The organism is Streptomyces sp. TBY4, from assembly GCF_024213195.1.
GTDB lineage: Bacteria > Actinomycetota > Actinomycetes > Streptomycetales > Streptomycetaceae > Streptomyces.
Genome location: NZ_JANAVF010000004.1, coordinates 428,024 through 451,374 on the forward strand (window position 1 = coordinate 428,024; position 23,351 = coordinate 451,374).

The window sequence follows — 23,351 nt, forward strand, 5'->3', positions numbered from 1 at the left end:
TTCCTCACTGTTTCAGGGCGTCGAGAGGGGACCACTGACGTGGTGCGAGCGCGGAGAACCGGGTGATGTCCGGGTGGCAGCGCAGGGTGGCGTACCGGCGTGCTGTCGGATCGGAGGGCCCCATGCGTTGCTTGATCACGGCGATCCGGTATTCGAGGCTGGACGGGTCCAGTGCGACGGAGAGTGACAGCTCCGGTTTCTCGGACAATCCGCCCTTGACTTGATCACGCGACGGTGGCGCCCATGGGTCGCTCTTGGCCTCCCACGACTTGTCGGAGGCGTGGTGCAGGACAATCACCGTCGCGCCAGTAGCGCGAGCCAGCTCCGTCAGGCCCGACATCACGGCCATCTGCTCCGTGTAGTCCGACTCCGCGTTCTCGAAGTCCATCAAGTTGTCGAACACCAGGACTTCCGGATAGGCGTCCCAGAGTTCGATGTACGCCTCCAGCTCCTCATCGACGTTCTTCCAGGTGATCGGGCTACCGAACGAGAACGTGATGCGTGAGCCCGCAAGGGCGGTTAGGTACTCCTCGCGGTGCCGGCCGCCTGCCGCCATGCCCGCCTCGACCATCTCGGTCGTGTCGCCCGTCGCCATGCTCGCCAGGCGTGAGGAGGCGGTGAAGGCGGACATGTCCGCCGAGAAGTACAGGGTCGGCAAGTTCATCTGGGCGACCCAGAAGAGGGCCAGGCCCGACTTCTGGGTGCCGGATCGGCCCGCGATCATGATGACCTCGCCCTGGCGTGGGCGGCAGCCGAGGTTGTAGAGGGCCTCGAACGCGGCAATGCGGGGGAGTTCGCGGCCCGCTTCGGCATGGAGGGTCAGGGACCGTCCAGGGGTGAGCACTCGGTCGGCTCCAATCGTGAAGGGGGAGGGGGCGACGGCGAGGCCGCCCCCTCCTGCTGGCCGATGCGTCAGTCGAAGGTGGGCGCTGCGGTCACCGCGGCCTCGACGGCCTTGTCGCGCTGCTCGGCGTAGGCGATGACCTGGGCCCGGATCGCCGGATCGTTGACCTGCCGCCACACCCACGCGGGGTGCGCGCCGGGCTTCGTGGGCGGCACCTGGGCGACGGTGACGAGGACGGCGCTGTCGACCATCGTCTCCAGATCGCGGGCCAGGACGGTCTGCTCGATTCGCATCCCCTTCGAGACCTCGGGTGTCAGCGCAGAGAGCTGCTCCGGGGTCCGGAAGACGGATACGTCACAAAGTGCGCTGTCCTTGGGGCCGTTGGGGGTGGGGCGCTGTCGCTCCCACGCCGAGACCTCGACGAGGATGGCGACGGAGTCGGCCACTTCCTTCGGCTTGAACCAACCGCCGGCCTGCGTCGGGATGCTCTTGAGGTTCAGGGTCACTAGTGCTGATCTCCACTCTTTCGGTGAACGGGGTACGGGGTGTGGGGGAGGCGGGGCTTCAGCGGCCCGGCGGCGAGGACGACGGCGACAGCCGCGCCGAGAAGGCGGCGACCCATCACGACGCCTGGAGTGCTCGGCCGCGCGCCTTCCAGGCGTCCATGACGGGCGAATCGCTGAAGGCGGCTTGGTTCGTTGCCCAGAGGCGCCGCAGCTCATCAGCCGTTCGGCATGCGGCGATCTGCTCCAGGATGGCTGCGGACGGGCTACCCGTGGGGGCCGCCTGCGGTGCTGAAGTCGGTAGCGGGGAGGCCTGCGGGACGACATGCGCGCCCAGGTCGGACGCGATGAGCTCCGAGCCTCTGGCGAGCTGGCCGACCTCCACCAGAATCTCGTGAAGAGAAAGGGTGGTTACACTCTTGCAATCTAGCCCGAAGAAGAGGCAGAGCCTTTCGCGGAGGCTGTTCTCGGTGCCGCCGAAGGTAACCTCTGAGGCGCCTGCCCCATATGGGACTTTGATGATGATCGACTGACCCTCTTCGGGCATCGCTGCTCCCTTCACGCGGTCCGGGGACCTCCCCCGGTGCGTAGTTACACTCTATCAAACGATTCGCCGGGCTGAGCTGCCGAACTCGGCGAGTGCCCCCCGGGTGGATCGCATGCGGCGGATGTCGCGGGCCAGGAGCGCCGCCTCCCAGCCGACCCGCAGGTCTGCCCAGTACAGGGTGCACCTCGCCTCCCCGGCAGGCAGGTGGATGATCACGCCCCAGTCCTGAGATACGCCAGGCGCTTCGGTGTACGCAGCCGCAGCCTCCTCGGCCGGCACCACCGTCTTTCGCCATGCCGCCAGGGCCTTCTTGTCGCGCCCGTCCACCGGAAAGCGCGTGTGGTCGTAGCGCTCACCATGGGCGTAGACGGCGAGCTGGCTGGCCATTTTGAGGCCGCCATACTGCACCGATCCGGTCTTCAGGTCGCCGATCAGCAGGCCCTCGAACGGGCGGCCGTCAGGACCTGGGCCCGAGTAGTGCAGGAGGCGATCGAAGGTGCCACCTACGCCGAGTTCGTCCACGACGACGAACTGTTCGATGGCCACCGTGTCGAAGCCGACAGTCGCCATCTTGTACGCCGCCATGTCGGCCAGGTCGCGGTCCGACGCGCCAAGGGGCAGGGGCTCCCCGCGGTCTACGGCCTCGGAGAGCGTGTGCAGATGGGTGCCGTGCTCACGCTTCCTGTTCGCTCCGGCGAGGCTCACAGCCCGCTCGGTGAGCTCGTCCAGCGCGGCTTTGCCTTCCCGGCTGCCAGGGTCCAACTCTTTCACTCGTGCCACAAGGGCGGGCTCGCGTGATGCGCCAACGAGGGTCATGCGACCCTTCCAGGCGGTTAGGGCCGACTTGTCCTCAATGCAGTCGATGTACGTGGTCGTCCTCGTCAACGGCTTCGGAGTCCCGCCGCTCTTGGGTACGACGAGAGGGCGCCCCCATCCGTCACGAGGGACAGCAGGGGCCGGAAGGGCGGTCAGGGTCAGGGGCAAATCGGGCTCCAAGTGGCTAGGCGGCAGTCTGTAGGTAGAGGCGCACGGAGTCGTCCGCAAGCAAGGTCGGCTCGCATTCGTCCTGGTCAAGGAGTCCAAGGCCGCGCTGCTCGGCGACCTTGAGGATGCGGCGCAGGTGGTCCGGGGCATGGTTGGGGCTGACCGTGATGTGGCAGTCCGACTGGTCCTCGGCGACGTGCAGGGCGACGCCTGGCAGGTACAGGACTTCGGCCCGCCTGATCGGCTCGGCTTCACACATGGAGACCGCCCCCTGGTCATGCATCATCCGACGGCCCCTTTCCCCGTGCCGGCGCTTCCCCGCGCCGGACTGTCGAACGTTCGTGCGAGCCTAGATCCTGCCCGCAGGGTGACCCTTTGGTCAACCCTTGCAAACCGTACTGGACTCTGAGGTTCCGGCCCGAGTGATTTAGGACGCTTTCTAGGAATTGAAACAGCCTTTCATTTCGCCGTGTGAAATGAGCGCGGTCTCGTTTCATCACGTGAAACGAGAATCGGCGTCGACTCGTTTCGCCACGTGAAATGACGAGACGAATCCTTCTGGGGCGCACATAAGGTGGTCGATACAGCTAACCCAGCAAAGGATCAACATGCGCGCGATTGTGATGTCTCAGGCCGGCGGACCGGAGGTGCTCCGAGAGCTGGAGGTCCCGGATCCGAGGCCCATCGCAGGCCACCACGTGGTGACCGTGTCGCGGTCTGGCGTCAACTACGCCGACGTTCATGTGCGGCAGGGTGACTATCTGGCGCAGGTTGAGTACCCGATCATCCCCGGCAACGAAGTCATGGGGACGCTGGCCGACGGCCGCCGCGTGGTCGCCCTTTGCCAGGGCGGCGGCTATGCCGAGAAGGCCCTCGTGCGCCGCCTCCTGACCTGGGATGTTCCGGATGAGGTCAGCGACGAGCAGGCTGTGGCTCTGACCCTCCAGGGACAGTCCGCGTGGCATCTGCTGCATTCCGTGATCAGGATCACCAAGGGGGATTCGGTCCTGGTGCCGGCCGCGGCCGGTGGTGTCGGGTCCCTCGCTGTGCAGCTCGCGAAACTTGCAGGTGCCCGAGTCGTCGCCCTGGCGGGAGGCCCGGCAAAGGTCGAGCTGGTTCGCGCTCTGGGCGCCGACGTCGTCCTGGACTCGTCCTGGACGGAGAGCCTCACGGCTCGCATCATCGAAGCCAATGAGGGCCCCGTGTCGTGTGCGCTGGAGATGACGGGGGGCGAGGTTTTCGACTCAACTCTCGCTGCTCTCGCCCCTCGTGGTCGCATGGCCGTCTATGGATGCGTGTCGGGGGAGCGGCGTTCACCATCCATCACGGACCTCATGCAGAAGTCGCAGTCCGTATCGGGATTCTGGCTGCCGAACCTTTACGGCGTGCGCTACGCCCTGCGCGACTCGATGGCCGCCCTGTTCGCGGCCACGGCGCGCGGAGATCTGCGCCCTGTCGTAGGCACCTGCTACAACAGTGATGAGGCAGCGAGGGCGCACATGGATCTTGAGGCCAGACTGACGACGGGCAAGGTAATGATCAAGCAAACTCGGCAGTAACATCGATCTCTAAGTCTGCACTTCGCACAGGCGCAGACTTGAGACCACAGGTATTCGCGGCGCCGCCCAGGGAGGCGGCGCTGCGTTTTGTTCAGGGGAAGCAATGACCACGGCCAAGGGCACGGCACACGGCAAGCGGGTATTTCTAGTTCAGCGAGCATTTGCTGACCTCGACGGGGATTGTCACGGACCTGCGGCTATTTCCAAGGTGACGGGTCTCGACAGAGCAACCGTTTATCGAGTGCTACAGGACGGGCTCGCCGACGGAACTTTTGCCCAGGTGAAGGAGAATGGGCGCCAGCTCTATCGCCTTGGTCCTGGCGCGTTCCTGCTTTCGATGCAGGCGCTTGCGCAGACGCCCGATGAGGAGATGACGCACGCCGTCCTCGACAAGCTCCAGCGGTCGACGGGCGGGTTGGTTGCCTACTACGCGGTCGTCGGAACCAGGCGCATCTGTACGGACTACGCGATCGGGGACTTCGATCCGAAGTCGATCGGGATCGATCCGTTCGAGCTGGTCAAGTACAGTCGCTCCCTCCGCACGGGGGCGAGCGGGCGGGTAATCCTCGCGCACATGCCGGCACCCTTCCAGGAGAAGGTGCTCGCCGAGCAGGTGCCCGAAGGCGTCGGCCCGGGCGTCATCCGCGACAACGATGTGCTTGTCGAGTCGCTCAAGGACATCCTCGACTCCGGCTTCGCCGTCGGGCGGCAGGAATGCATGAGCGGCTGGGACTCCGTCGCTGTTCCCGTGATGTGGGATCAGACCATTCAGGGATCGCTCCTGCTGTGGATTCCGGCGCAGGAGATGCCTGAGGACGTGAGCGGGCTGGTCGCCGCAACACTCATGGCAGGCGAAGTGCTCAGCCGGATCGCAGCGGCGCCCTGAGGCGCCTCCGCGGCCAACCTGGGCGAAAAGCAGTGAGCCACCCCCGATCAATCTTGGGGGTGGCTCACGCTGCTATTGGTGGATCTCACTTATCCGTACTGCGAGGCTTTGCGGGATCTCCGGGGCGAATCGCGCGCACGATGTCGGTGTCGGATTCTTCCCGAGGGACCAGAAAGAATCCGTCCTCCGTCGTGGGGTCGTAATAGACCACCGCGTTGGCCTCTGCGAGACCCCGTTTCCAGGACGAAAGTCGAGTCTCGTCGTAATCCGAGAGAGGCTTTAGGTTTGTGTCGCCCTGCTCGACGGCGCGGCGCCGGGCCTCAAAACGGAGCATCACAAGGTCGTAGGCCCAGCGATGAGGCTGTTCTACCTTCCAGGGGATGAGGTCATTGTCGCGGGCGATCCGAAGTGGGAGACCAGCACGGTTCTTGTAGACGGCCCAATAGCTGGGCGTGGTCTCAGTCTCGTACTTCTCCTGGTACTTCTGCACCATCCAGGCGTACGACTTGCCCTCAGCGAGCCAGCGCTTTGCCTCGTCGTGGTTCTTGACTTTGCTCGCACGGCCCATGTGTCCACCCTTCCCTGGTTTGATGGTCCTCTCAAGAGTGCATGGCCATTGTTGCGGCAGCAGGCACGGCTCTACAGTGGCATGTAATAGTTGGACGAGTCAAGACGAACGAGGAGACGTAAGGGTTGTGCTGATCGAGGTAGAAGTTTGCGACGTCTGCCGGAGGGTCGGCGTCCCGGTCGCTAGTTACACCATTACGGAGCCGGGTAGCGGCCGCTCGGGCGTCACCGTCCGTTGCAGCGACGATGCCGCACCCTTCGAGGAGGTACTCGGCCAACCGGGCGAGTCCCCGGGGCCGGTCGACGAGCCGCAGTCTCGGCCGGCACCGCGGACTGCTGCACGCGCGGAGCCCAAGGGCCGACGAGCACGCAAGGTCGTGACCCTAGAGGAAATCGAAGCCGCGAAGGCTGCGGGCAAGGCGTAGGGAAACAAGGGAAGGCCCCCACCAGCGTTGACTGGTGGGGGCTGTGTCTGTCACTCGGTGTCGTCGCTCTCGGACGGGGCCACGACGCCAAGGGCGGTCATGATCTGGACGATGACCGCCACCTCGGGGCTGTCCGCGTACACGATGGCCGCGACGCTCACTGCGACACCGATCACGGCCAGAATCGCCCCGGCGCGTGTGCGGTATCGAACGGGCAGCAGGCTTACGAGGCTGGGCGGCTTCGAGCCGGGCATCAGCATCTTGCTCATCAGCGGCCTGCCGGAGCCATCAGGCGGGACCAGGTGGTCGGCCCCGGGTATCCGTCCGTGTCGGACCCGCTCCAGCCCTGTGCGCGCTGGAACGCTGCGGTCGCGGACCGGTCGGCCTCCGTGAAGCGCGGCCCCGGACCCTCCTTGTAGAAACGGCCGAAGCCGTGGGCCACGAGGCGCTTGCCGAGGGCCGTCACCGCCGGGTGGGTCTTCCCCAGGACGAAGGCGCCGCGGCCCGGGAACGGCGTGTCCCCGTTGTCGATGCCAGTACCGCTGACGGGCATGCCCGCCTTCACCCAGGAGTAAAGGCGGGGCCCGGGGCACTCGGTCGCGAATCCGTCCTTGTGGCCCTTCTTCGCGAGGCTCCGGCCGGTGCGCCGGCATGCCTCGTTGTACAGGGCGCGAGCAGATCGCAGGGCCGCCTCCGAGGGGGCCTGATCGCCGCCGATGGCGATCTGTACGCCGATACCGGAGCGGTTGTGGTCAGGGCAGTGGGCGCCCTGGAGGGTCCAGCCGCGACCCTCGTAGATCACGCCGTTCTGGTCGATGGCGAAGTTGTAGCCGATGCCCGACCAGCCCTGGGCGCGGTGGGTCCGCTCGATTGCCTGCGGAACCGAGCTGCCAGTCCGGCTGACGGGGTCGCCGCCGTCGTAGTGGACGAAGTATTCGGTGCGCTCACTCAGCGGCACGGTGTCCGGGGTGCCGTTCCACGGCTTTGCGCCCCAGGCCGAACGGGAGACGATGTTGATGCTCAGGAAGAACTCCTTGGTCATGACGAAGGCCCCGTCCGGAGTTCCGGAGGGGGCCTGGGTGCAGTGCGGGTCAGTTGGGTTCGGTGAGGTGCCGGTCGAGGCGCTCGGCGACGGCCAGGCGTTCGACACGTTCGTGGGCGATCTCGCGCCGGAGGGATGAGAGCTCTTCGGCGTGGTGTTCCTGGCCGTCGAGGACTCGGTCGAGGCCCCGGATGACGCGGTCGACGTCGTCGCGGAGGTTCGTTGTGTGGTCGTTGGAAACTTGCTCGCGGGCCTCTTGGGCGTGGTCGCGTACCTCTGCGAGCGCTGCGCCTTGGCGGCGGACGAGTTCGACCAGGACGCCGACCAGGGCCACCAGCACCGCGCCGGCCGCCGAGATCAGGGCTGCCTGGGCGGTGGGGGCGAGGGCTGTGGTCACGGGGCCTCCGCGAACCGGCCTTCGAGGGAGGCGAGCCGCCTTTCCAGGTCGGTGATGCGCCGTGACTGGTCCTGCACGACGGGGAGCAGGGCGACGCCGAGCAGGTCGTACCGGAGGGCGTCGATCTGGCCCTCCTCGTTGTACGTGACGATCTCAGGGAGGGTCTGCGCCACTTCCTCGGCGATCAGGCCGTACTCGTCCTTTCGGGCGTCGGGCTTGTCCTCGGTGGGCTTTCGGTCGTAGATCCGTGGCCGCAGCGCGAGGACGTCCTCAGGTCGGATGCGGATGTCCCGGACGTTCTCCTTGTAGCGGATGGAGCTGGTGTTCCGGCAGAACGTGCCGTCGCCCTCGACCCATACTGCGTACCAAGTGCCGGACCCGCTGGCCGAGTTGTTGTGTGGCTGCTTGGAGCCGTTGGCCCAGGAGATCGTGCCCCCGGAGTCGAGGTACTGACCATGCCAGTGATCTGTCGGCGGGAACTGGCCGGGCTTGCCGGAGATGTCGTTCCACCCATGGGAGTGCCCGGCTGGGGGGAACGTGGTCGGCTTGCCGGAGACCGACGCCCATTCGTGCTGATGTGACGAGGGCGGGAACGAGTTTGGCTTTCCCGTGACCTCGTCCCAGTCGTGCCCGTGGCTTGCCGGCGGGAAGGTGCTCGGCTTACTCGTGACGGACGACCAGGAGTGCGCGTGGCTTTCCGGTGGGAAGGTGCTCGGCTTGCCTGTGACCTCGTTCCAGGGGTGGGTGTGGGGTCCGGGCGGAAGGGTTGCCGGAGCGTCGCTGATGTCGCCCCACTTGTGCCCGTGGGTGCTCGGGGTGAAGGTGGAGGGCTTGCCGGTCAGGCTGGACCAGGAGATCGGTGGGATCAGCGAGGTCCAGGCGGATCCGGTCCAGAACTCGAAGGAATCGGTGCTGGTGTTGAGACCGACCTTGCCGAGGCGAGGCGACGCCGGGCGGGTAGAGGTGGTCCAGACGCCAACGGAGCCACCGACGAATCTGCGGTCGGGGGAGATGGCTGCTGCGGTGATCGTTGTGACGGATGAACCGACGGCCACGGTGGCGAGCGGCAGCTCATAGATGCCCGTGTCCGTCTGTGTGAGCGCGGGGGCCGCCGCACCGACCGTGCCCTGAAGGACGGCGAGAGTGATGGAGTTGGCGGCGGGGTCGAGGCGAAGGACGATGCGATCAGTGCGGGCAGCGGCCCCGGGGGCCGCGATGGCCAGGGTCTCGGTCGCGGTCGAGAGGACGGCATGTCCGCGGACGACCGCGAAGCCGCCCGTCACCTTGACGGTCATCGCGGTGCCGTCGGCACTCGCGAAGAAGTTGGAGGCGGAAGCCGAGGCTGCGATTCCGGAATCCGAGAACTCGCGGAACAGCAGACCGAACTGGGATTCGGACACTGCCTGACCGTCGAAGGGGTACGAGGTGATGGCCAAAGGGTCTGGTTGTCCTTAGTGGTGGGGGAGGCAGAAGGGGGGCAGGCCGTGTTACGCCGGGGTGCTCGCCGCCTCGAAAGTGACCTTGCGCCAAGGGGTCCATCCACCGCTGTCGGCACCTGAGCGAAGCCACTCCTCAACGGTGGTCGGGCTGAGGCGTAGCCACTGCTGGGAGGCGAAGGTGCTTCCGGACGGACGGATGGTGCGGAGCACGCCGAACCGTCCCCCTGCGCCGAACTCCCAGCTTCCTGCTGCGGCTTGGTCGGAGTTCATGGTGAGGGTGGAGACTCCTGCGGGATAGGTACTGGGCAGCGCGGCTTGAGTCACGCCCGCAGGTGGAAGGATCGTGTCGAAGGCGCCCTGCCGCCAGGCGCTCCAGCCGCTGGACTTGTTGCCGCCTCGGTGCCATTCCTCGTGAGTCGTGGTCGCGGCGTGTACGCGGCTCCAGGTCTGTGCGGCGTCTCCGTTGGTGGCCCGGATGGTTCGGAGGAAGCCGTACTTCCCGCCGAAGTCCCAGGCGCCGGAGGTTGCGTCGGCGGCGGTGAGGTAGAGGACGGACGCGCCGTTCGGATAGTCGGGCGGCGGTGTGGCTTGGGTGAAGGCTTCAGGGGTGAGCTCGCGGGGGCCCGGCGGTACGGGCTCTGCCGTACGTTCCAGGGAGGAGATCCGGGAGTCTGCGGTCTGGGCCTGCCGGGTGGCAGCCGCGTTGGGGTCCAGGGGGACGGGGTCGCCGAGGAGGGCTCCGGCCTGGAAACCGCTGTCTCCCGCTTTGATGATCATGCCCGTGACGGGCGCGGTCAGCTCTCGTCCGCCTGCGATCACGGTGACGCGGTCGCCAAGCCCCCAGTCAATTCCCATCTCCATCGACGAGTCCTCGACGGGGACGGCCTGCACGGCGGTGCCGGTGAACCCGGACTCCGCGAGTACCTCCTTGCCGGCCTGGGTGAGCTCGGCGACGTCGTTCGTATTGCGCTGGTCGACGAAGCGCTCGATGCGTCGGCCCCAGGCTGCTTCGGCGGCGATGGAGGTCGCATCCTCAATGGGCAGGAGGGTCCGGGCTTCCTGCTCACCCTGGCCAGCCACGATGACCCGTGTGGCTCCAGGTGTGGTGACCGCCACCCGCTGGCCGGCAAGGGTGCCTGCCGCAACGTCCAGGCGGACTTCGCGGGTACGGTCCGCCGTTGCTGCGGTCTCGAACACGAGCTGTGACCCGCGCTGCACGATACGAAAGGCGAGGCCGGCCGGGGCGGCGATCTCGGATAGAAGCTCGCCGAGGGTGGGAAACCGAGCGGACTTCGTGATGGTGCTTCCGCGAGCGAGGTCAATGCCCATGGCCAGCGACGGTCGCCGTCTTGCCGGTGGGGCACTCGGGCCGATGTTGGCGGCGACGTACGCGTGCATCAGGCTTTCTGCGGGCCCGGTGCGGGTGTCGTGTCCGAGCTTCTGCTTGGAGACATCGGGATTGGCGGGCTCGGGCCAAGCCAACATGTCGGAGAGGATCAGGCTGTCGGTAACGCCGCTGAAGGCGATCGAACCGCGTCGGTCCTCAGGGGTGGCAGCGTGCTCGTAGGCCGTCATGGGACCGGATGCCAGGACGTCGGTGGGGCCGGTGAAGATCAGGCCCGAACCGGGGGTCAGCAGCACGTCGGCTAGCTCGTGCTCCGTGGGAAGGGTGAGGGACCAGGACCCGATGTTGTTGTGGGCGATCTCCAGGGTGAGGGTCAGGTCCTCGGGGCGGATCAGCCCGACGCGGGTCAGGTCGGCGCGTCTGACTTCCACGGTCAGGTCGGACAGGTTCAGGTCAGATCACCATCCATATTCGGGGACGCCAGGAGCAGGTGATGCGGGATGCCGTGGTGGTGTCGAGGAGGCTGACCCCGGCCGTGGAGATGCCGGGCGGTAGCGTCCAGAAGCGGGGTGCCGTGTCCAGCAGCGTGTACCTGTTCGCGCCCTTGGCGTCCTTGACGGTCGCCGCCCGGGTGTCGATGATCAGCCGTTCGCCCGCAGCGAGGGTGCCCGTCCAACGAAGGATTTCGCCACGGGGCGACGTGAGGGTGAGGTCCTTGCCCGGCCCGACGATTTCCCACGTCGGATAGGCGTCCACATCGCCGGGGTTGTCCACGCTGATCTCGCCGATGGCCTGACTGGAGGCGACAGGAAGGGCAGCCAGGCTCGACAGGAACGGCTGCCCCGATTGCATGCCAATCCGCTCCGTCGAGATGACGGAGGAGTGGAGGTACGGATCGGGGGCGCGCAGGGTGACGGTGGTCTGTACGTCCAGGCCGCCGGTATACGGGTAGTCGCCGCCACCGACGCGGACGACGAGGGTGGACCATCGCACGCCGTCCTCGTCGATGAAGACCATGCGGCATGGGCCGGACAGCATGCGGGCCAGCCGCGAGACGAGCTGTTGAAGGTGCGCCCGGTCGCGGCCGGCGATGTCGAGGGGGAGGTCCACCTCTCTGGGAAGGACGCGTTGACCCCGGTAGCGGGCTCCGTCTCCGGCACCCTCCAGCCACTGAGCGGCGACCGGGGGCAGGCCCAGGCCGGTCATGCCGGCCAGGGCCTGTATCCCGTGGCCCGTCTGTTCACCCTCGTCCAGCCGCAGGGTGTCGACGTCGTTCTCCAGTACCAGCGTCACCAGCCCACCATCCGAGCTCGGCCAGCCGCGGCGAAGAGGTCCTCTTGCGAGGAGAGGCTGTTGCCGGGTGCCGCGTAGTAGTTGAGGATCTTCGTTGTCCCGCCGTTCGCGGGTGCCGCCGCCATTGCCCGGCCTACGGCGGCGGACAGGCCGCGTACTGTGCTCGGGCGTGCGACCGTCGTCGTGTCCACCAGGTCGTCGACCGCGCGAGCAACACGAGGCCGCTCGTCCGTGATGCCTTGGGCCAGGCTCTGGCCGATGTTTCCGCCCAGCGTGGCGAAGACCCCGCTGCGGGAGTGGATGCCGAGGGCCTTCTTGATCGCTTCGACCATGGCGTCTGCGATCTTCAGCATCTGCTTTTCGATGTCCTTCTGCTTTACCTCCAGTCCCTTGACGATGCCTTCGGCGACCGCGACTCCGTTGGCGTACATGGCGTCAGAGGCGGTCTTCCCGGCCTGCTTCGCGTACTTGGCGAGCTCGGCCTGAAGGGCATTGATCTTGTCGATGCCGTCCTTGCCGGCCGCAGCGATCGACTCGGCTGCGGTAAGCCCGGCTTCCGGGCCAGCCGTGGCGATCTGGTCGATCGCCGTTTGGGACAGTCCCTTGGCCTTGAGTACTGCAAGGGCTTTGGCGAACCGCTTCGCCTGGTCGACGGCCTGCTTCAGCTTGGTGACGATCCCGGCGAAGGAGCCGTCCTTCGTTTTGGTGACGTCGCCGGTGTCGACGATCCGGTCAACGACGCGACCCGCGTAGTCCTGTGCCTCCTTGCGGAGTTGGACGAGCTTGTCGCGTGCCGCCTCCAGCCGCTTCGAACCGGCCTCCCACTGGGCGGCCAGCTTCAGGAGCTGGGTGCGGTCGCGGGAGATGCGCTCGCGCAGTCCCTGAGAAGCGTCCTTGGGGATCCGTGCGGTGAGGTTCTGGAGGGAGTCCCTCACCTTGCCGTACTGGGACTCCAAGCCCTTGATCAGGCCCTTGATGATGATCTGACCCGCCTCGTAGAGAAGGATCTTGTCCTTCTTCGGGGGGCCCTTCCAGTCCTTGAACTTGTTGGTCAGGCTGCCGAGGGTGTCCTTGACCGAGCCGAACATGGACTTGATGCCGTCGATCAGGCCGCTGATCAGCTTCTTGCCCGCGTCGATCAGGGCCGATTGGATCCCGCTTAGCACGGACTGGGCCTTGCCCGGGAGCTCGCCGACCGTGCGTACGACGATCAGCATGCCGTCCTTGACGGCGTCCTTGATGCCGTCCCAGGCTCGGGAGTAGAGGGTCTTGATGCCGTTCCAGGCGTCGTCCCACATGGACTTCAGGCCTGACATGGCGGAGCTGCCAAGGGACTTGAGGGTGTCGAGGAAGGAGTTCCACAGGCCCTTGACCCCATCCCAAATGGAAGACGCCTTGCTCTTGATCGCGTTCCAGGCGTCGTCCCAGAGGGTTCGCAGTCCGGACATCGCGGATCGGCCGAGCGAGCCAAGGAGGTCGAGGAATCCGTTCCACCTGTCCTTGATCCCGTTCCAGATGGACGAACTGATGGACTTGATGCCGGACCAGGAGTTGTCCCACAGGCCCTTGAAGAGGCCGAGGATCTTCTTCCCGACGCCGAGGATCCCGATGTTGATGAGGATCAGGAAGGCGCCCTTGATCCAGTCCCAGATGCCGGACGCGAAGGACTTGATGCCGGTCCAGACGCGTTCCCAGTCGCCCGTGAAGATGCCGGCGAAGATGTCCCAGACGCCTTTGATCATCTGTATGGCGCCTTCGAAGACCATCGCCACGCCGTTGATCGCCTGGGTCAGGGCGTCGCCCAGCAACTCTGCGATGAAGACAATGGCCGGGCCCAGGATCGGCATCAGGAAGTCGACGACTTCGGTCAGAACCTCAAGAAGAGGCGTGACTGCCTCGGCAACCCTCGCCAGGGCATCGGCGAGGGGTGGCAGGACCGCCGCGACGATCTCGTTGACTACCGGGATCAGCGGCTTGATCACCGCTTCGAGGAGCTGGAGGGCTACCTCGATCAGCGGGCTCAGCGCGGCAGCGACGGTCTGGAGGGCGGCCGAGACGACGGGGATGATCGGGGCCAGGCCCTCGGCCATGGCCGAGATAATCGGCTGGAGCCCTTCGGCGAGCTGGACGACCAGCGGGGCGACGGCTTGAACGGCCGCAGTCAGCAGTGTGCCCAGCAGGTTGACGATCGGGATGATCGCGGGAGCGAGGGCGGTGAACGCCATGGCCAGCGGGGTGATCACTGCGGCGACCAGCGGGCCGAGCATCGCGGCGAAGGCCCCGACGACCTGCATCAGGGCGCCGAGCGCCTGGCCGACGGGGGCCATGGCCGGCGCGAGGTCGGCGACGGCAGAGCCTATGCCGTTGAACATCGCACGGATGCCGTCGGTGACAGCTGGCTGGGCGAGCGCCGAGGCGATGGCGTCCAGTGCCGTGCCGATGATCCCGCCGACCTGCGGCAGGATCGTTTCCGCGAGCTGGGCGAACTCTGCGAAGAAGTTCTTGACCGCCGGTCCGGAGATCGTGGCGATCTGACTCATCGCCTCGTGGGCAGCGCGGAAGACGCCGGTCAGGCCCTCTTGGAACGCCGGGCTGTCCACAGTGCTGTGGATACGCTCCAGGGTTCCGGCGAGCATCCCGAGCGAGGAGCCGCCAGCCGCCTCGGCCGCGCGGGCGATTCCGGCGAGGATGCCGCCTGTGTTGTAGAGGACCGACCCGAGGTCCTTGAGGGACTGGATGCCCTGGTCGATCTCCGCCTTGAGCCCGTTCTCGCCCTTCCTCTGGAGGAAGCCGTCGAACTTCTCCGAGATGGAGACGAACCAGTTGGCCAGCTGAGGGAGGTACGAGGTGCCGACCTTGCCAAGGGTGGCGATGATCGACGCGAAGGTGTCCGTGCCCTGGGTCGCGTTGGCGATGGACTGGGACAGGTCCCGGAACATCTGGTCCAGGGCCGGAGAGAGCGAGGTGCCGAGGTTCGTGGCGAGGCTTCCGAAGAAGCCTCCCAGCGCGGTGGCAGTGTCGGCGACGCCCGTCCGGAACCGCGGAAGCAGGTCGTCGACCATGCCACGGATGGGCTGCTCGGCCTGGGCCCAGAAGTTCGAGCTGATCGTGTCCTGGAGGCCGGAGAGGGCGCTCTTGACCTCTGGGATGACCTTGTTGAAGTCCTTGAAGGCGGCGATCGTTACACCCAGGCCGACCGCCATGCCGCCGAGCAGGCCCGGCAGGAGCAGGCCGGCATAACCGATCTGGGCGAGCGACGCGGACAGGGCGGCCAGGTTCGAGGCCGCGGAGAGGCCCCAGGCGGCAAGGCCGGATATCGCGACCGCGAGCGACCCGATGATCGGAACGTTCCTGTCGAGGTTCTTCAGCGTGTTGCCGAGCTTCTCGAAGATCGAGTTGATCACCCGGGCGCCGCTGAGCGCGGCCAGCGCAGTGCCGACGCGGGCCACCGCCCCGTTGTCCAGCTCGGGAAGGATGGGAACCGTGCGCGGGCGGGTCAGCACCTGGAGCCGAGCTGAGACCGCAGCGCCGGCACCGTTGGCGATGTCCAGCTCGACCATGACCTTCAGGGGCGAGACGTCGCTCGCCCAGTCGTTCAGCTTGCGCTTGACGCGGTCCGCCGACTGCTGGTCGAGGTCAAGCTCGACCTTCCCCGTCGCCTTCAGGTCGTTGACCTTGAAGTCGATCTTCTGGGAGTTGGCGCGGTGCTGGAGTTCGCGTGCTGCGTTCCGCACGGCTGTCGCCATACCGTCGGTGGAGATCGTGGTGTAGAAGCGGATCTTGCGTGCGTCGGACTGCCGGTTCCGCGAGTTGATCTTCCGGAGTTCCTCGATAAACGCCTTCGAGGCTCCGGACATGTCGATCTTCGTGCCGACCTTGAGCTTGTCGAGCTGCTGCTCGATGCGTTCGAGCTGCCGCTCGGCCTGGCGACGGAAGCCGTCGGTGTCGGGGAGGACCTTGATGGCCACGCGGCCGATCACCTGCCCTGCGGGCATCGGTCACCTCCCTTGGAACTGGGCGTAGAGCTGGGCGACGGTGACCGCCGGTCGCTGCTGGGGCTGTGGTGTGGTCGCCTTGGGGCGCGGGTATTCGGGGAGCTTGGGGGCCTTGCCCTTCGCCCACTGGCCGGTCGCCCTCGTGTTGGCGTTGAGTGCGTCGAAGAGATCGGCCACCAGGTGGCGGTCCTGGCCCCAGCCGAGGAACTCCCGTCCGCCTGCGGCGAGCGCGACCGTGAGGGAGGTGTCGGGAAGCCTCCGCGCGAGAAGAAGGACGAGAGCGGGGGAGGGCCCTCGGCCCGCGATGACGTCGGCGAGGTCAACGCCGTAGTGCAGCCGCAGGTCTGGATAGAGGCCCTCCCCGTAGTCGTCGATCAGGCGGCAGAGGCCGAGGCTTCCCCCAGCTGGGTGCTCCGACCGTAGGCGTCGAAGATCTCAGCCAAGAGCGCGAGGTCACCCGACACGGCCTCCAGGAGGGCGTCCGCGCTCGCCGGGCGCTCAGCGACGAGGCGGATGGCCTCGGAGAGCAGGAGCTCCTGGTCAGCGTCCTCGGCGCTCATGCGGTCCTGGAGCTTGGCGAGCTGGTCGCGGCGCTCCTTCGGAAGGCGAAGCGGGTTGAGCAGGCGGACGGTCTCGGCGCCGAGGTCGATGTCGGTGGAGCCGTATCGGGCCTCTGCGGCGTTGCGGATGTCGTCGAGGGAGTACGAAGCCATGGGGGAGGGACCTCCGGGGTAGGGGGTGTGCTGGAGCTGAGGAAGAGGGATCAGGCGATGCCGGCGGCCCAGGCCGTACCGGTCCACTTCGCCTTGGAGCCGTCGCCGAGCACGACGTGCTGGCCGGTCGTCCAGGCAGTCGCGGGCGAGGCGGTGATGCCGGTCAGCGCCGCGAACTTGGCCGGGGCGGTGGCTCCGGAGGGCGTGAAGCTGCCCGGGGCGCCTGCGGTGGCGCCCGTGGCGATGGTTCCGCCGAGCGGGGTCACGGCGTACGTCCACGAGTTGCTTCCGTGGACCATGGGCTTCACGCCGAGCGGGAGACCGGCCAGCGACTCCGTGTCCGCGATGGACATGTCGTCGGCCCGGTAGATCTCAGACTTGGGGGCGTAGAAGGCGAAGTGGTTCTCGCCATCGACGAACACGGCGAGGAACGCGGCCTGTGTGGGTACCGGTTCGGCCGGCACGCCGACGGAGCCGTCCAGCAGGATCGGCGCGTTGGCGCCGAAGTACAGCTTCAGCGCCGGGGTGTCGAACTGCTGGAGCGTGAAGGTCATCTGCTCCGTGCGCTGGCTGTACTTGGTCCTGAGGGACTTGTTCTGGAGAGTGCCGATGGTGGTGGCCTCGCCGCCCTCGGAGGTCAGACCGAAGAGGTCTTCAAGGGAGGTGTGGCCGACGGCAGACCACGGAGAGGTGGGCGTGAGCAGGTTGTCCGGCATCGGCGTTCCCACCGGGGCGGTGAGGTAGTTGCCGGTGCCGACGACAAGGGTCGCCAGGTCGTTGATGGGCAAAGAGCGGATCCTTCTTGCGGGCGCACGCGAAAGCCCGGCCTGCCGGGGAGCGGGCCGGGCTGGTGCCGGGGGTGGTCAGAGGGGGAAGGGGCGGGCGCGCGGCTTCCGGATCGTGATGTCGAAGATCGACTCGTATCGCCACACTCCGGTGGGGAGGTCGGCGTACTGAACGGGGCCGGTGGCCGTGGCCCAGTCCGAGGCGCGGCGCCCGGCGGAGTTCATCTCGACGCGGGTCAGGTGGCCGCGACCCGGCACGACGATGTTGTTGAGCCAGGCGTCGCGCAGGACGACGCGCACGGCCTCGGACAGGATCGCGGCGTCCTGGTCGCCGTCGGGGTCCTCGGCGAAGGTATTGACGACGACCCGGGCGGAATCGGTGAAGCGTGTGTCGCCGTCCCACGCGCCGAAGCTCGGGTCGCGGCGGACCAGGACGAGCGGGAACTGCTGGCTTCGGTTGATCAGGGACTGGACGCGGATACCGGGAAGGCCCTGGCGGAGCACGGCTAGGAGGAGGTCCTCAACCGGGCTGAGCTCAGCCAGGGCCTTGATGGTCGGGGGGATGCCGGCCACTAGTCGACCTTCACCTTGCCCTTCCGCTTCTTTTGCAGGTGCGCGGCCGTGGCCAGGATGTAGAGGCCGTCCATGGGCGGGACCACGTCGAAGTAGTCGTTGCCGTCCTTGTCCTTGCGGACGACGACGCTGGCCTGGCGGCCGTACTCGATGCTGAGAGCGGCCTTCTGGCCGCGCTCGTCGGACAGCACGACGAAGCGGTCCACCTTGCCCTCGTCGATGTCGATCTGGGCGTGGCCGTCGGCACGGTGTTGGACAAGCAGCTCCTCCGCCCGGACGGCGATCTCGAACGTTCGGACGTCGAGCTCGGCCTGAACGGCTTCGTTGAGGGCCAGGATCTTGGTCAGCTGCCGGCCGCCCACGCTCTTGTAGACCTTGGCCATCAGGGCCGCTCCCGGATGTCGATGCTCCAGTGCCGGGTGCGGCGGTCGCCGTGGTGGTAGGCGGGAGGGGAGACGATGTCCCACTGGCGGCCGGCGTACTCCACGCGGGACCAGAGGGTGACGTCGTCGAGGTGCGGGTCGACGATGAGCCGCACCACGTTGATCTGCTGCTGGCCGGGCACCTCGGCTCGGGCGGAGCGCTGCGGGATGGCGGCGACCCGCACCTGATGAGGGCCGTCCGCGTCCGCGACCACGACTTCGTTTCCGCGGCTGTCGGTGATCGTGGTCGTCTTCCAGATGCGTGCGGGCTGGCCGCGACGACGCTGCACGCTCACCAGGGGCTCACCGAGTCGCCGTACAGGGGGAAGCGGTCACCGCCGTAGTCGACCGGAACCCGCCCGCCGTCCGTGACCCGGATGCGTGAATCCCAGGAGCTGACAACCACGCTGGTGAGGCCGGGGCGGGTACCGGCCAGTCCCTCCAGGAGGCGCTTCTCCTCGTGGGTGAAGAAGACGGTGCCCGCGTCGCGGCCGATGTCGGACCAGGCGAGGGTCTCGTCGCCCGCGCGCGACTGGGTATAGCCGTTCGGGTTGTTCATGTACCGCGACGCCGCCTTGAGGACGAGCGTCCGTACGAGTCGGGGTGCGCGATCGTCGGGCCAGTCACGGCCGTAGGCCGCAGCGAGCTCAGAGGCATCCTCCAGGGCGCCGGCCGCGATGCGCTGTTCGTCGTCGTCGAGGTCCCAGTCCAGGCGGGCTGTGAGATCGGCCAGGGTGGCGTACGCCAAATCGGCTCCTTCCGTGAAGGGCGCGGCGGCCGTGCGAACCTCAGATCAGGTGCACACGGCCGCCGGTCGGATCAGGCGTTGGCGGGGTCGTTCTCTGCCGCCGGACCGGTCGGAGTGAAGACCCGGGCGGAGGTGACACCTGTGATGGTGGCGAGCTCGGAGCCCGCTTCCGGGTAGTCGCTCTTGCCGTCGAGGGTCAGCTTGATGCCGCGCACGAAGTGCTCCTGGGTGGAGATCACTTCCTTCTCCTTGGCCGCGTCCCAGCCCACGAGGATGTCGGGTACCGAGCGGAATCCGGCGTAGGTGTTCACGACGCTGCGGTCCTGCATGTAGAGCGAGTCGTAGTCGCGGACCCAGCGCAGGGCGATGGATTCGAAACTCGTGGTCGCACCGTACGGAACCGACTGGGGAACACTCGGGGCGCCGGAGAGGAAGATGAAACCGGACTTCGCGAAGGCGTAGGCACTGTCCGCAGGGATCGTCTGGTCGACGACGATGCGGAAACCGAAGCGCTCACCGATCGAGGCGGTGCGCAGCGCGCTCTCGGCTTCGGAGTCACCCACGTTCTGTGCCAAGTTCAGCGCCGGGTCGTTGAGGAGAGCGGACTCGAATTCCGTGCCAACCAGCAGGTAGCGGCCTTCGCGCGGAGCGTGGAAGGCGTTCAGAACTCGGCGAGCCTCGATCAGCGCGGAGCGCAAGTTCCGCCCCACGTTCCCGATGGTCACGTTGTAGTTCTGGCTGGTGAGGAGCTTGATAGCCCGTCGCTGGAGACCTCGCGCGACGGCCTTCGACTGCGGGCGGAGCAGCTTGGCCCAGCCGTCGATGTCGAAGTCGTACTGCTCGTCGGTCAGCTTGACGGCCGAGTACACGTTGCCGCCGAAGGACACGGCGATGGTCCGCTCGCTGTACTCGTCGAACTGGATCGGCGAGGAGCGGTCGTTTCGCCACGCATAGTCGTGGAAGGGAAGAATTCCCTCGACCTTCATGGAGATGGTGTCGTTCTCGGCGCCCTTGAACTGGTCAACGCCCTGCTTGGTGAACAGATTTGGAATGATGAGCTCCTGCTCAAGCATTCCGACCGCAGTGTTGACGAGCTTCTGCGGCTTTACTACCTGGTGCTGGACTGTAGGCAAAGTGGTGCTAACTCCCGGGCATAAAAAACCCCCGGGCCAGTTCGGCACGGGGGTTTAGAAGGAACGTTTCTTCAAGAGTGCTAGATGCGGCGAGAGAGGCGTGCCAGCTTGCGCGGGTCCATCTCGCCTTCGCCCCCGTCGTCGGGGGTAAGTCCGCCGCCAAGCGACGGAGGCAGCGCGGCCGGCACGTACTTCGCCAGCACCTTCGCGTGTGCTTCGAGCGCCTTCTCGTCGTCACCGCGGAGTGCGTCCGCGAGGTCGGCGGGGAGTTCGTAGCGCCGCGCGACGGAGGTCCGCAGGATGGAGCGCTCCAACTCGGCATTCTGCGACTTGAGTTCGGCGAGCGCGGCCTCGACCTGCTCGGGGCTCGTTGCCTGGCTGAGCTTCGTCTCGGCGTCCCGCAGGCGGGTCCGGTAGTTCGCGGCTTCGCCGCGCACCTTCGTCAGCTCCTTGCGTGCCCACTCCGGCAGCGCCCCTTCACCCTCGGGGTCCGCCTGTTCAGCCGGCACCGCCGGGGGCTGCTCTTCGTCAGGTTCGGCGTCCTCGGCCGGAGCGGGGTTCTCTTCGGACATGGCGTTACGCCTCCGGGGTGGTGGTCGCGGTCCGCGCCTGCTGGGCGGAGGTTCTCTGCTGTTGACGGATGAAGCGGCGCCAGACGCTGACCGCGTCCTTGCCGGTGTGGCCCTTGGTGACCTTCGGCCACAGGGACTCGTACTGCCGCGACAGCGCGGTCAGCTCGCTCGACTCGTACTGGCCCCAGCTCCAGATCGGCATCGCGTAGCAGTGGCAGTTGTCGTGGTAGCGGTCGCCGTCGCCGAACGTGGCGGAGGCCCGGCTCTTGTAGACCGGGCCCCGGCTGATGAGCATCGCGCACCAGCCGCAAGGGGTACCGCTGCGGGAGAGGCGGACGTACCCGAGGGAGCGTCGGTCTCGGCGCATGTGGGTCCAGGTCGAGGAGCGGGCGCCGTTCATGGCGACCCGAGCGGAGGCGGCGGCCTGCTGGGCTCCGGCCTGGCGATGCGCTGCGGCGCGAGCCGCGTCTGCGTCCCTCGCGGGTTGAAGGCTGTCGACGTCAGCGAGACGTCTGTCCAGGTTCCGGGTTCCGAGGGCCTCCAGGACCGTCCGGAGCTCGTCCTCGGCCTCCCGCTCCACGCGCTCTTCCTCCGCGCGCAGCCCCTCAAGCTCTTCGACGAGGACCTGCTCCCAGTCGTCGGTGTCGTCGTCGGGCTCCTGGCCCTCCTCGACGCCGCCTCCCGCTGGAGCGTCCGGCTCTTCGTCGAACTCCTCCGCCACGGGCGGGGGCGAGACTTCCCCGGACTCGCCGGTCGCGGCCTCACCTCCACCCTGCGACGAGGGAGGAGCGGTGGTGCCGGCCAGGGCGGCGAACTCACGGCGCAGGTCGCCGAGCGTCACGTAGGACGGCTCGGGGTGGTACGGGTCGGCCACCGTGGTACCGGTCTGAAGCGCTCTGGCCAGCCGGAAGTACGCCCGCGCCAGATCGCGGGCCTGACGTCTGCGGCTCATGACGAGGGTGATTGCCTGCCGCAGCCACCCTCCCGCCGTCTCGGCCCGCAGCGTGGTCGGCACGTTCGCCCACAGGGTGAGGGCCTCGGCGGTCGTCTGCGCGCCGATCTGTGTCAGCGCGACATGGAAGGCGGCCGAGGCCTCGTCGGTCTCGGTCTGGCGTGCCGGGCCGGTCACGCCGCCACCTCCTCGGTCGGCACCGCTTCGGGGGTCGCGCGGGTGAGCGCGCCCGCGAGCTGGGCCACCGAGTCGTCGTCTTCGCGCATCTGCTCCCAGTCCTCCAGCTCGGTCTGGGTGACGCCGGGGACCCTGCGCCACAGGCCGCGCTCGGGGATGCCGAGCTGTGTACGGAGCTTGCCGAGGGCGTCTGCCGACTGCCCGAGGCTGCGCGACTCCATGTCGCGCCAGACGACCTCACCGCGGAAGTCCTCAGCGGAGGACGCATTGCCGGCTAGTTCGGCCGCGAGCCTGAAGACCCTCTCCCAGGACTCGCCGAAGCCCGTGCGGACCTCGGAGATCATCCGGCTGAGGGACACTTCCGCGGCCTGGAGGGCCTCGGCGGACAGGTTGGCGATCTGCCCCAGGATTGTCTGCGGGGGCACCTGGGCGAGGGCACTGAGGTGGCGGATACTCATGTCGATGGAGTCGATGAAGCCCCCGAGCGGCGTTTCGTCCAAGGAGCCGAACTTGACGTCGGGGTCCTCTGCGAAGAGGAAGCGGCGGCTGTTGTGGTTGATCCGCACGGGGATGGGGTTGCCCTGGGCGTCAAGCACAGGCTCACCGGTCTCCGGATCGCGCTGGATCGGTGGGGCCATGCCCGTGACGGTCCTGACCTTCGTGCTGCCGTAGGACTGCGCGAGCAGAAGATCGAAAACGGTCTGGTTGATGCGGTCCTGGACGCAGATCATCGGCTCGATGACGCCAAGGGTCCTGCCCTCCAGATCGACCCACGCGGCGAAGCGCGTGACCGGGCACTCCGAAGAACCATGGAGAAGGCCACCCTGGACGCGCACCGACTTCTCGTCGCTCAGCGACCGGAAGGTGACCGCGTACTCCCGCCTGGCATCCCACATCCGGGCTGTACCCGGCTGGTCGTCCTGCGGCCAGCTCGTCACGGTCAGCGCCGCGTGCGGAGTGTGGTCGTTGGCCGGGTCCTCGTACAGGGCGGACGTCTTGAGAGCGGACAGGCCCTTCGTCATGACGGCGCCGGAACGGCGTCGCTCCGTCACGGTGAAACTGTGCCCGTACGTCAAGGCGCCCCGGTAGACGGCGGCCTGGCGGGCGTCGAGCCGGGACCTCTGCCAGTGCTCCCATTCCGGGGTGGCGGAGTCCGGCTCGGTCGAGTCGGAGGTTCCCGTGCCCGGCCGATGACCGTCCACGTAGAGGGCCTGCGCGGGGGTGGAGACCAGCAGGGGCATCCAGTTCGACACTGCGCGCCGAGCGAGGAGCCTGTACTCGTCGTCTGCCTGGGGCGGCATGTACGGGTCCGCGTGCCGACCGTGCAGGTAGTCGTCGATATGCCGCAACCGCTCGCCATCCCGATGAAGGATGCCAAGGAGCTGCCGGGCAAGTGCGGTGGTGGACGTCGCTGTGACCACGCGATCACCACCTTAGTTACACTATTGCA

The 23,351-nt window shown here is 67.3% G+C and carries 26 protein-coding genes; 2 read left to right on the top strand and 24 right to left on the bottom strand.

Translation table 11 applies throughout. The annotated features are described in order from the left end of the window. Positions 1-4: 4 nt before the first annotated feature. From NLX94_RS12680 to NLX94_RS12700, 5 genes are all read right to left on the bottom strand, one after another. Entirely contained in the window at positions 5-844 is an 840-nt protein-coding gene (locus tag NLX94_RS12680) for an AAA family ATPase (protein ID WP_254382769.1), read from the bottom strand. Positions 845-912: 68 nt separating this feature from the next. Further along, on the bottom strand, positions 913-1,350 hold the full coding sequence (locus NLX94_RS12685) for a hypothetical protein (RefSeq protein WP_254382770.1): 438 nt from the start codon (positions 1,348-1,350) through the stop codon (positions 913-915). Between the two features lie 115 nt (positions 1,351-1,465). Next, positions 1,466-1,894: a hypothetical protein gene (locus NLX94_RS12690; protein WP_254382771.1), complete on the bottom strand. Its 429-nt coding sequence runs from the start codon at positions 1,892-1,894 to the stop codon at positions 1,466-1,468. Positions 1,895-1,948: 54 nt separating this feature from the next. Further along, positions 1,949-2,710, bottom strand: coding sequence for a hypothetical protein (locus tag NLX94_RS12695; RefSeq protein ID WP_254382772.1), 762 nt, complete (start codon positions 2,708-2,710; stop codon positions 1,949-1,951). 184 nt (positions 2,711-2,894) lie between these two features. After that, positions 2,895-3,164, bottom strand: coding sequence for a hypothetical protein (locus NLX94_RS12700; RefSeq protein ID WP_254382773.1), 270 nt, complete (start codon positions 3,162-3,164; stop codon positions 2,895-2,897). Between the two features lie 322 nt (positions 3,165-3,486). Here NLX94_RS12700 and NLX94_RS12705 point away from each other — a divergent pair, with 322 nt between their 5' ends. Both NLX94_RS12705 and NLX94_RS12710 read left to right on the top strand, forming a co-directional pair. Continuing rightward, the gene (locus tag NLX94_RS12705; protein ID WP_254382774.1) at positions 3,487-4,437 is read left to right on the top strand and encodes a zinc-binding dehydrogenase; all 951 of its coding nucleotides are present in this window, start codon (positions 3,487-3,489) and stop codon (positions 4,435-4,437) included. Positions 4,438-4,540: 103 nt separating this feature from the next. After that, the gene (locus tag NLX94_RS12710) at positions 4,541-5,323 is read left to right on the top strand and encodes an IclR family transcriptional regulator C-terminal domain-containing protein (protein ID WP_254382775.1); all 783 of its coding nucleotides are present in this window, start codon (positions 4,541-4,543) and stop codon (positions 5,321-5,323) included. Between the two features lie 85 nt (positions 5,324-5,408). On the opposite strand, the gene NLX94_RS12715 is transcribed toward NLX94_RS12710, so the two are convergent. The 19 genes from NLX94_RS12715 to NLX94_RS12810 all read right to left on the bottom strand — a co-directional run bounded on the left by NLX94_RS12715 (position 5,409) and on the right by NLX94_RS12810 (position 23,322). Continuing rightward, positions 5,409-5,891, bottom strand: coding sequence for a hypothetical protein (locus NLX94_RS12715; RefSeq protein ID WP_254382776.1), 483 nt, complete (start codon positions 5,889-5,891; stop codon positions 5,409-5,411). 474 nt (positions 5,892-6,365) lie between these two features. Further along, the gene (locus tag NLX94_RS12720; protein WP_254382777.1) at positions 6,366-6,584 is read right to left on the bottom strand and encodes a hypothetical protein; all 219 of its coding nucleotides are present in this window, start codon (positions 6,582-6,584) and stop codon (positions 6,366-6,368) included. Next, complete coding sequence (locus NLX94_RS39330; protein ID WP_308402417.1) at positions 6,584-7,357, bottom strand: peptidoglycan-binding protein; 774 nt, start codon at positions 7,355-7,357, stop codon at positions 6,584-6,586. The genes NLX94_RS12720 and NLX94_RS39330 overlap by 1 nt, the downstream gene beginning before the upstream one ends. Before the next feature lie 49 nt (positions 7,358-7,406). Further along, positions 7,407-7,754 (bottom strand): DUF2746 domain-containing protein, encoded by a 348-nt coding sequence (locus tag NLX94_RS12735; RefSeq protein ID WP_254382778.1) that lies wholly within the window; start codon positions 7,752-7,754, stop codon positions 7,407-7,409. Then, positions 7,751-9,154, bottom strand: coding sequence for a tail fiber domain-containing protein (locus NLX94_RS12740; protein ID WP_254382779.1), 1,404 nt, complete (start codon positions 9,152-9,154; stop codon positions 7,751-7,753). Before NLX94_RS12740 ends, NLX94_RS12735 begins: the two co-directional genes overlap by 4 nt. Positions 9,155-9,241: 87 nt before the next feature. Further along, positions 9,242-10,969 carry a siphovirus ReqiPepy6 Gp37-like family protein gene (locus tag NLX94_RS12745; protein ID WP_254382780.1) on the bottom strand — a complete coding sequence of 576 codons (1,728 nt, stop codon included), beginning with the start codon at positions 10,967-10,969 and terminating at the stop codon, positions 9,242-9,244. A gap of 22 nt (positions 10,970-10,991) precedes the next feature. Continuing rightward, entirely contained in the window at positions 10,992-11,831 is an 840-nt protein-coding gene (locus NLX94_RS12750) for a phage tail domain-containing protein (RefSeq protein ID WP_254382781.1), read from the bottom strand. Next, a complete protein-coding gene (locus NLX94_RS12755) occupies positions 11,828-15,826 on the bottom strand; it encodes a hypothetical protein (protein ID WP_254382782.1) in 3,999 nt (1,332 codons plus the stop codon). The genes NLX94_RS12750 and NLX94_RS12755 overlap by 4 nt, the downstream gene beginning before the upstream one ends. Before the next feature lie 3 nt (positions 15,827-15,829). After that, a complete protein-coding gene (locus NLX94_RS12760; RefSeq protein WP_254382783.1) occupies positions 15,830-16,003 on the bottom strand; it encodes a hypothetical protein in 174 nt (57 codons plus the stop codon). 197 nt (positions 16,004-16,200) lie between these two features. Further along, positions 16,201-16,539 (bottom strand): phage tail assembly protein, encoded by a 339-nt coding sequence (locus NLX94_RS12765; RefSeq protein WP_254382784.1) that lies wholly within the window; start codon positions 16,537-16,539, stop codon positions 16,201-16,203. A 50-nt stretch (positions 16,540-16,589) separates the two neighbouring features. Further along, positions 16,590-17,327, bottom strand: coding sequence for a hypothetical protein (locus NLX94_RS12770; RefSeq protein WP_254382785.1), 738 nt, complete (start codon positions 17,325-17,327; stop codon positions 16,590-16,592). 75 nt (positions 17,328-17,402) lie between these two features. Beyond that, the gene (locus tag NLX94_RS12775; protein ID WP_254382786.1) at positions 17,403-17,897 is read right to left on the bottom strand and encodes a hypothetical protein; all 495 of its coding nucleotides are present in this window, start codon (positions 17,895-17,897) and stop codon (positions 17,403-17,405) included. Further along, positions 17,897-18,280 (bottom strand): DUF5403 family protein, encoded by a 384-nt coding sequence (locus tag NLX94_RS12780; protein WP_254382787.1) that lies wholly within the window; start codon positions 18,278-18,280, stop codon positions 17,897-17,899. The genes NLX94_RS12775 and NLX94_RS12780 overlap by 1 nt, the downstream gene beginning before the upstream one ends. Beyond that, entirely contained in the window at positions 18,280-18,615 is a 336-nt protein-coding gene (locus tag NLX94_RS12785) for a phage head-tail adapter protein (protein ID WP_254382788.1), read from the bottom strand. Before NLX94_RS12785 ends, NLX94_RS12780 begins: the two co-directional genes overlap by 1 nt. Beyond that, positions 18,612-19,067 (bottom strand): hypothetical protein, encoded by a 456-nt coding sequence (locus NLX94_RS12790; protein WP_254382789.1) that lies wholly within the window; start codon positions 19,065-19,067, stop codon positions 18,612-18,614. Before NLX94_RS12790 ends, NLX94_RS12785 begins: the two co-directional genes overlap by 4 nt. Positions 19,068-19,138: 71 nt before the next feature. After that, positions 19,139-20,140, bottom strand: coding sequence for a hypothetical protein (locus NLX94_RS12795; protein WP_254382790.1), 1,002 nt, complete (start codon positions 20,138-20,140; stop codon positions 19,139-19,141). Positions 20,141-20,280: 140 nt separating this feature from the next. After that, positions 20,281-20,772 (bottom strand): hypothetical protein, encoded by a 492-nt coding sequence (locus NLX94_RS12800; RefSeq protein ID WP_254382791.1) that lies wholly within the window; start codon positions 20,770-20,772, stop codon positions 20,281-20,283. Positions 20,773-20,776: 4 nt separating this feature from the next. After that, positions 20,777-21,901 carry a hypothetical protein gene (locus tag NLX94_RS12805; protein WP_254382792.1) on the bottom strand — a complete coding sequence of 375 codons (1,125 nt, stop codon included), beginning with the start codon at positions 21,899-21,901 and terminating at the stop codon, positions 20,777-20,779. Continuing rightward, positions 21,898-23,322: a phage portal protein gene (locus NLX94_RS12810; protein WP_254382793.1), complete on the bottom strand. Its 1,425-nt coding sequence runs from the start codon at positions 23,320-23,322 to the stop codon at positions 21,898-21,900. Before NLX94_RS12810 ends, NLX94_RS12805 begins: the two co-directional genes overlap by 4 nt. Positions 23,323-23,351 lie beyond the last annotated feature (29 nt).

Excerpts from the sequence above, each read along its gene's own strand:
- NLX94_RS39330 (WP_308402417.1), bottom strand. The coding sequence starts at position 7,357 with ATGACCAAGGAGTTCTTCCTGAGCATCAACATCGTCTCCCGTTCGGCC.
- NLX94_RS12795 (WP_254382790.1), bottom strand. The coding sequence starts at position 20,140 with ATGCTTGAGCAGGAGCTCATCATTCCAAATCTGTTCACCAAGCAGGGC.
- NLX94_RS12700 (WP_254382773.1), bottom strand. The coding sequence starts at position 3,164 with ATGATGCATGACCAGGGGGCGGTCTCCATGTGTGAAGCCGAGCCGATC.
- NLX94_RS12710 (WP_254382775.1), top strand. The coding sequence starts at position 4,541 with ATGACCACGGCCAAGGGCACGGCACACGGCAAGCGGGTATTTCTAGTT.
- NLX94_RS12690 (WP_254382771.1), bottom strand. The coding sequence starts at position 1,894 with ATGCCCGAAGAGGGTCAGTCGATCATCATCAAAGTCCCATATGGGGCA.
- NLX94_RS12715 (WP_254382776.1), bottom strand. The coding sequence starts at position 5,891 with ATGGGCCGTGCGAGCAAAGTCAAGAACCACGACGAGGCAAAGCGCTGG.
- NLX94_RS12755 (WP_254382782.1), bottom strand. The coding sequence starts at position 15,826 with ATGCCCGCAGGGCAGGTGATCGGCCGCGTGGCCATCAAGGTCCTCCCC.
- NLX94_RS12765 (WP_254382784.1), bottom strand. The coding sequence starts at position 16,539 with ATGGCTTCGTACTCCCTCGACGACATCCGCAACGCCGCAGAGGCCCGA.
- NLX94_RS12720 (WP_254382777.1), bottom strand. The coding sequence starts at position 6,584 with ATGAGCAAGATGCTGATGCCCGGCTCGAAGCCGCCCAGCCTCGTAAGC.
- NLX94_RS12800 (WP_254382791.1), bottom strand. The coding sequence starts at position 20,772 with ATGTCCGAAGAGAACCCCGCTCCGGCCGAGGACGCCGAACCTGACGAA.
- NLX94_RS12695 (WP_254382772.1), bottom strand. The coding sequence starts at position 2,710 with ATGACCCTCGTTGGCGCATCACGCGAGCCCGCCCTTGTGGCACGAGTG.
- NLX94_RS12780 (WP_254382787.1), bottom strand. The coding sequence starts at position 18,280 with ATGGCCAAGGTCTACAAGAGCGTGGGCGGCCGGCAGCTGACCAAGATC.
- NLX94_RS12705 (WP_254382774.1), top strand. The coding sequence starts at position 3,487 with ATGCGCGCGATTGTGATGTCTCAGGCCGGCGGACCGGAGGTGCTCCGA.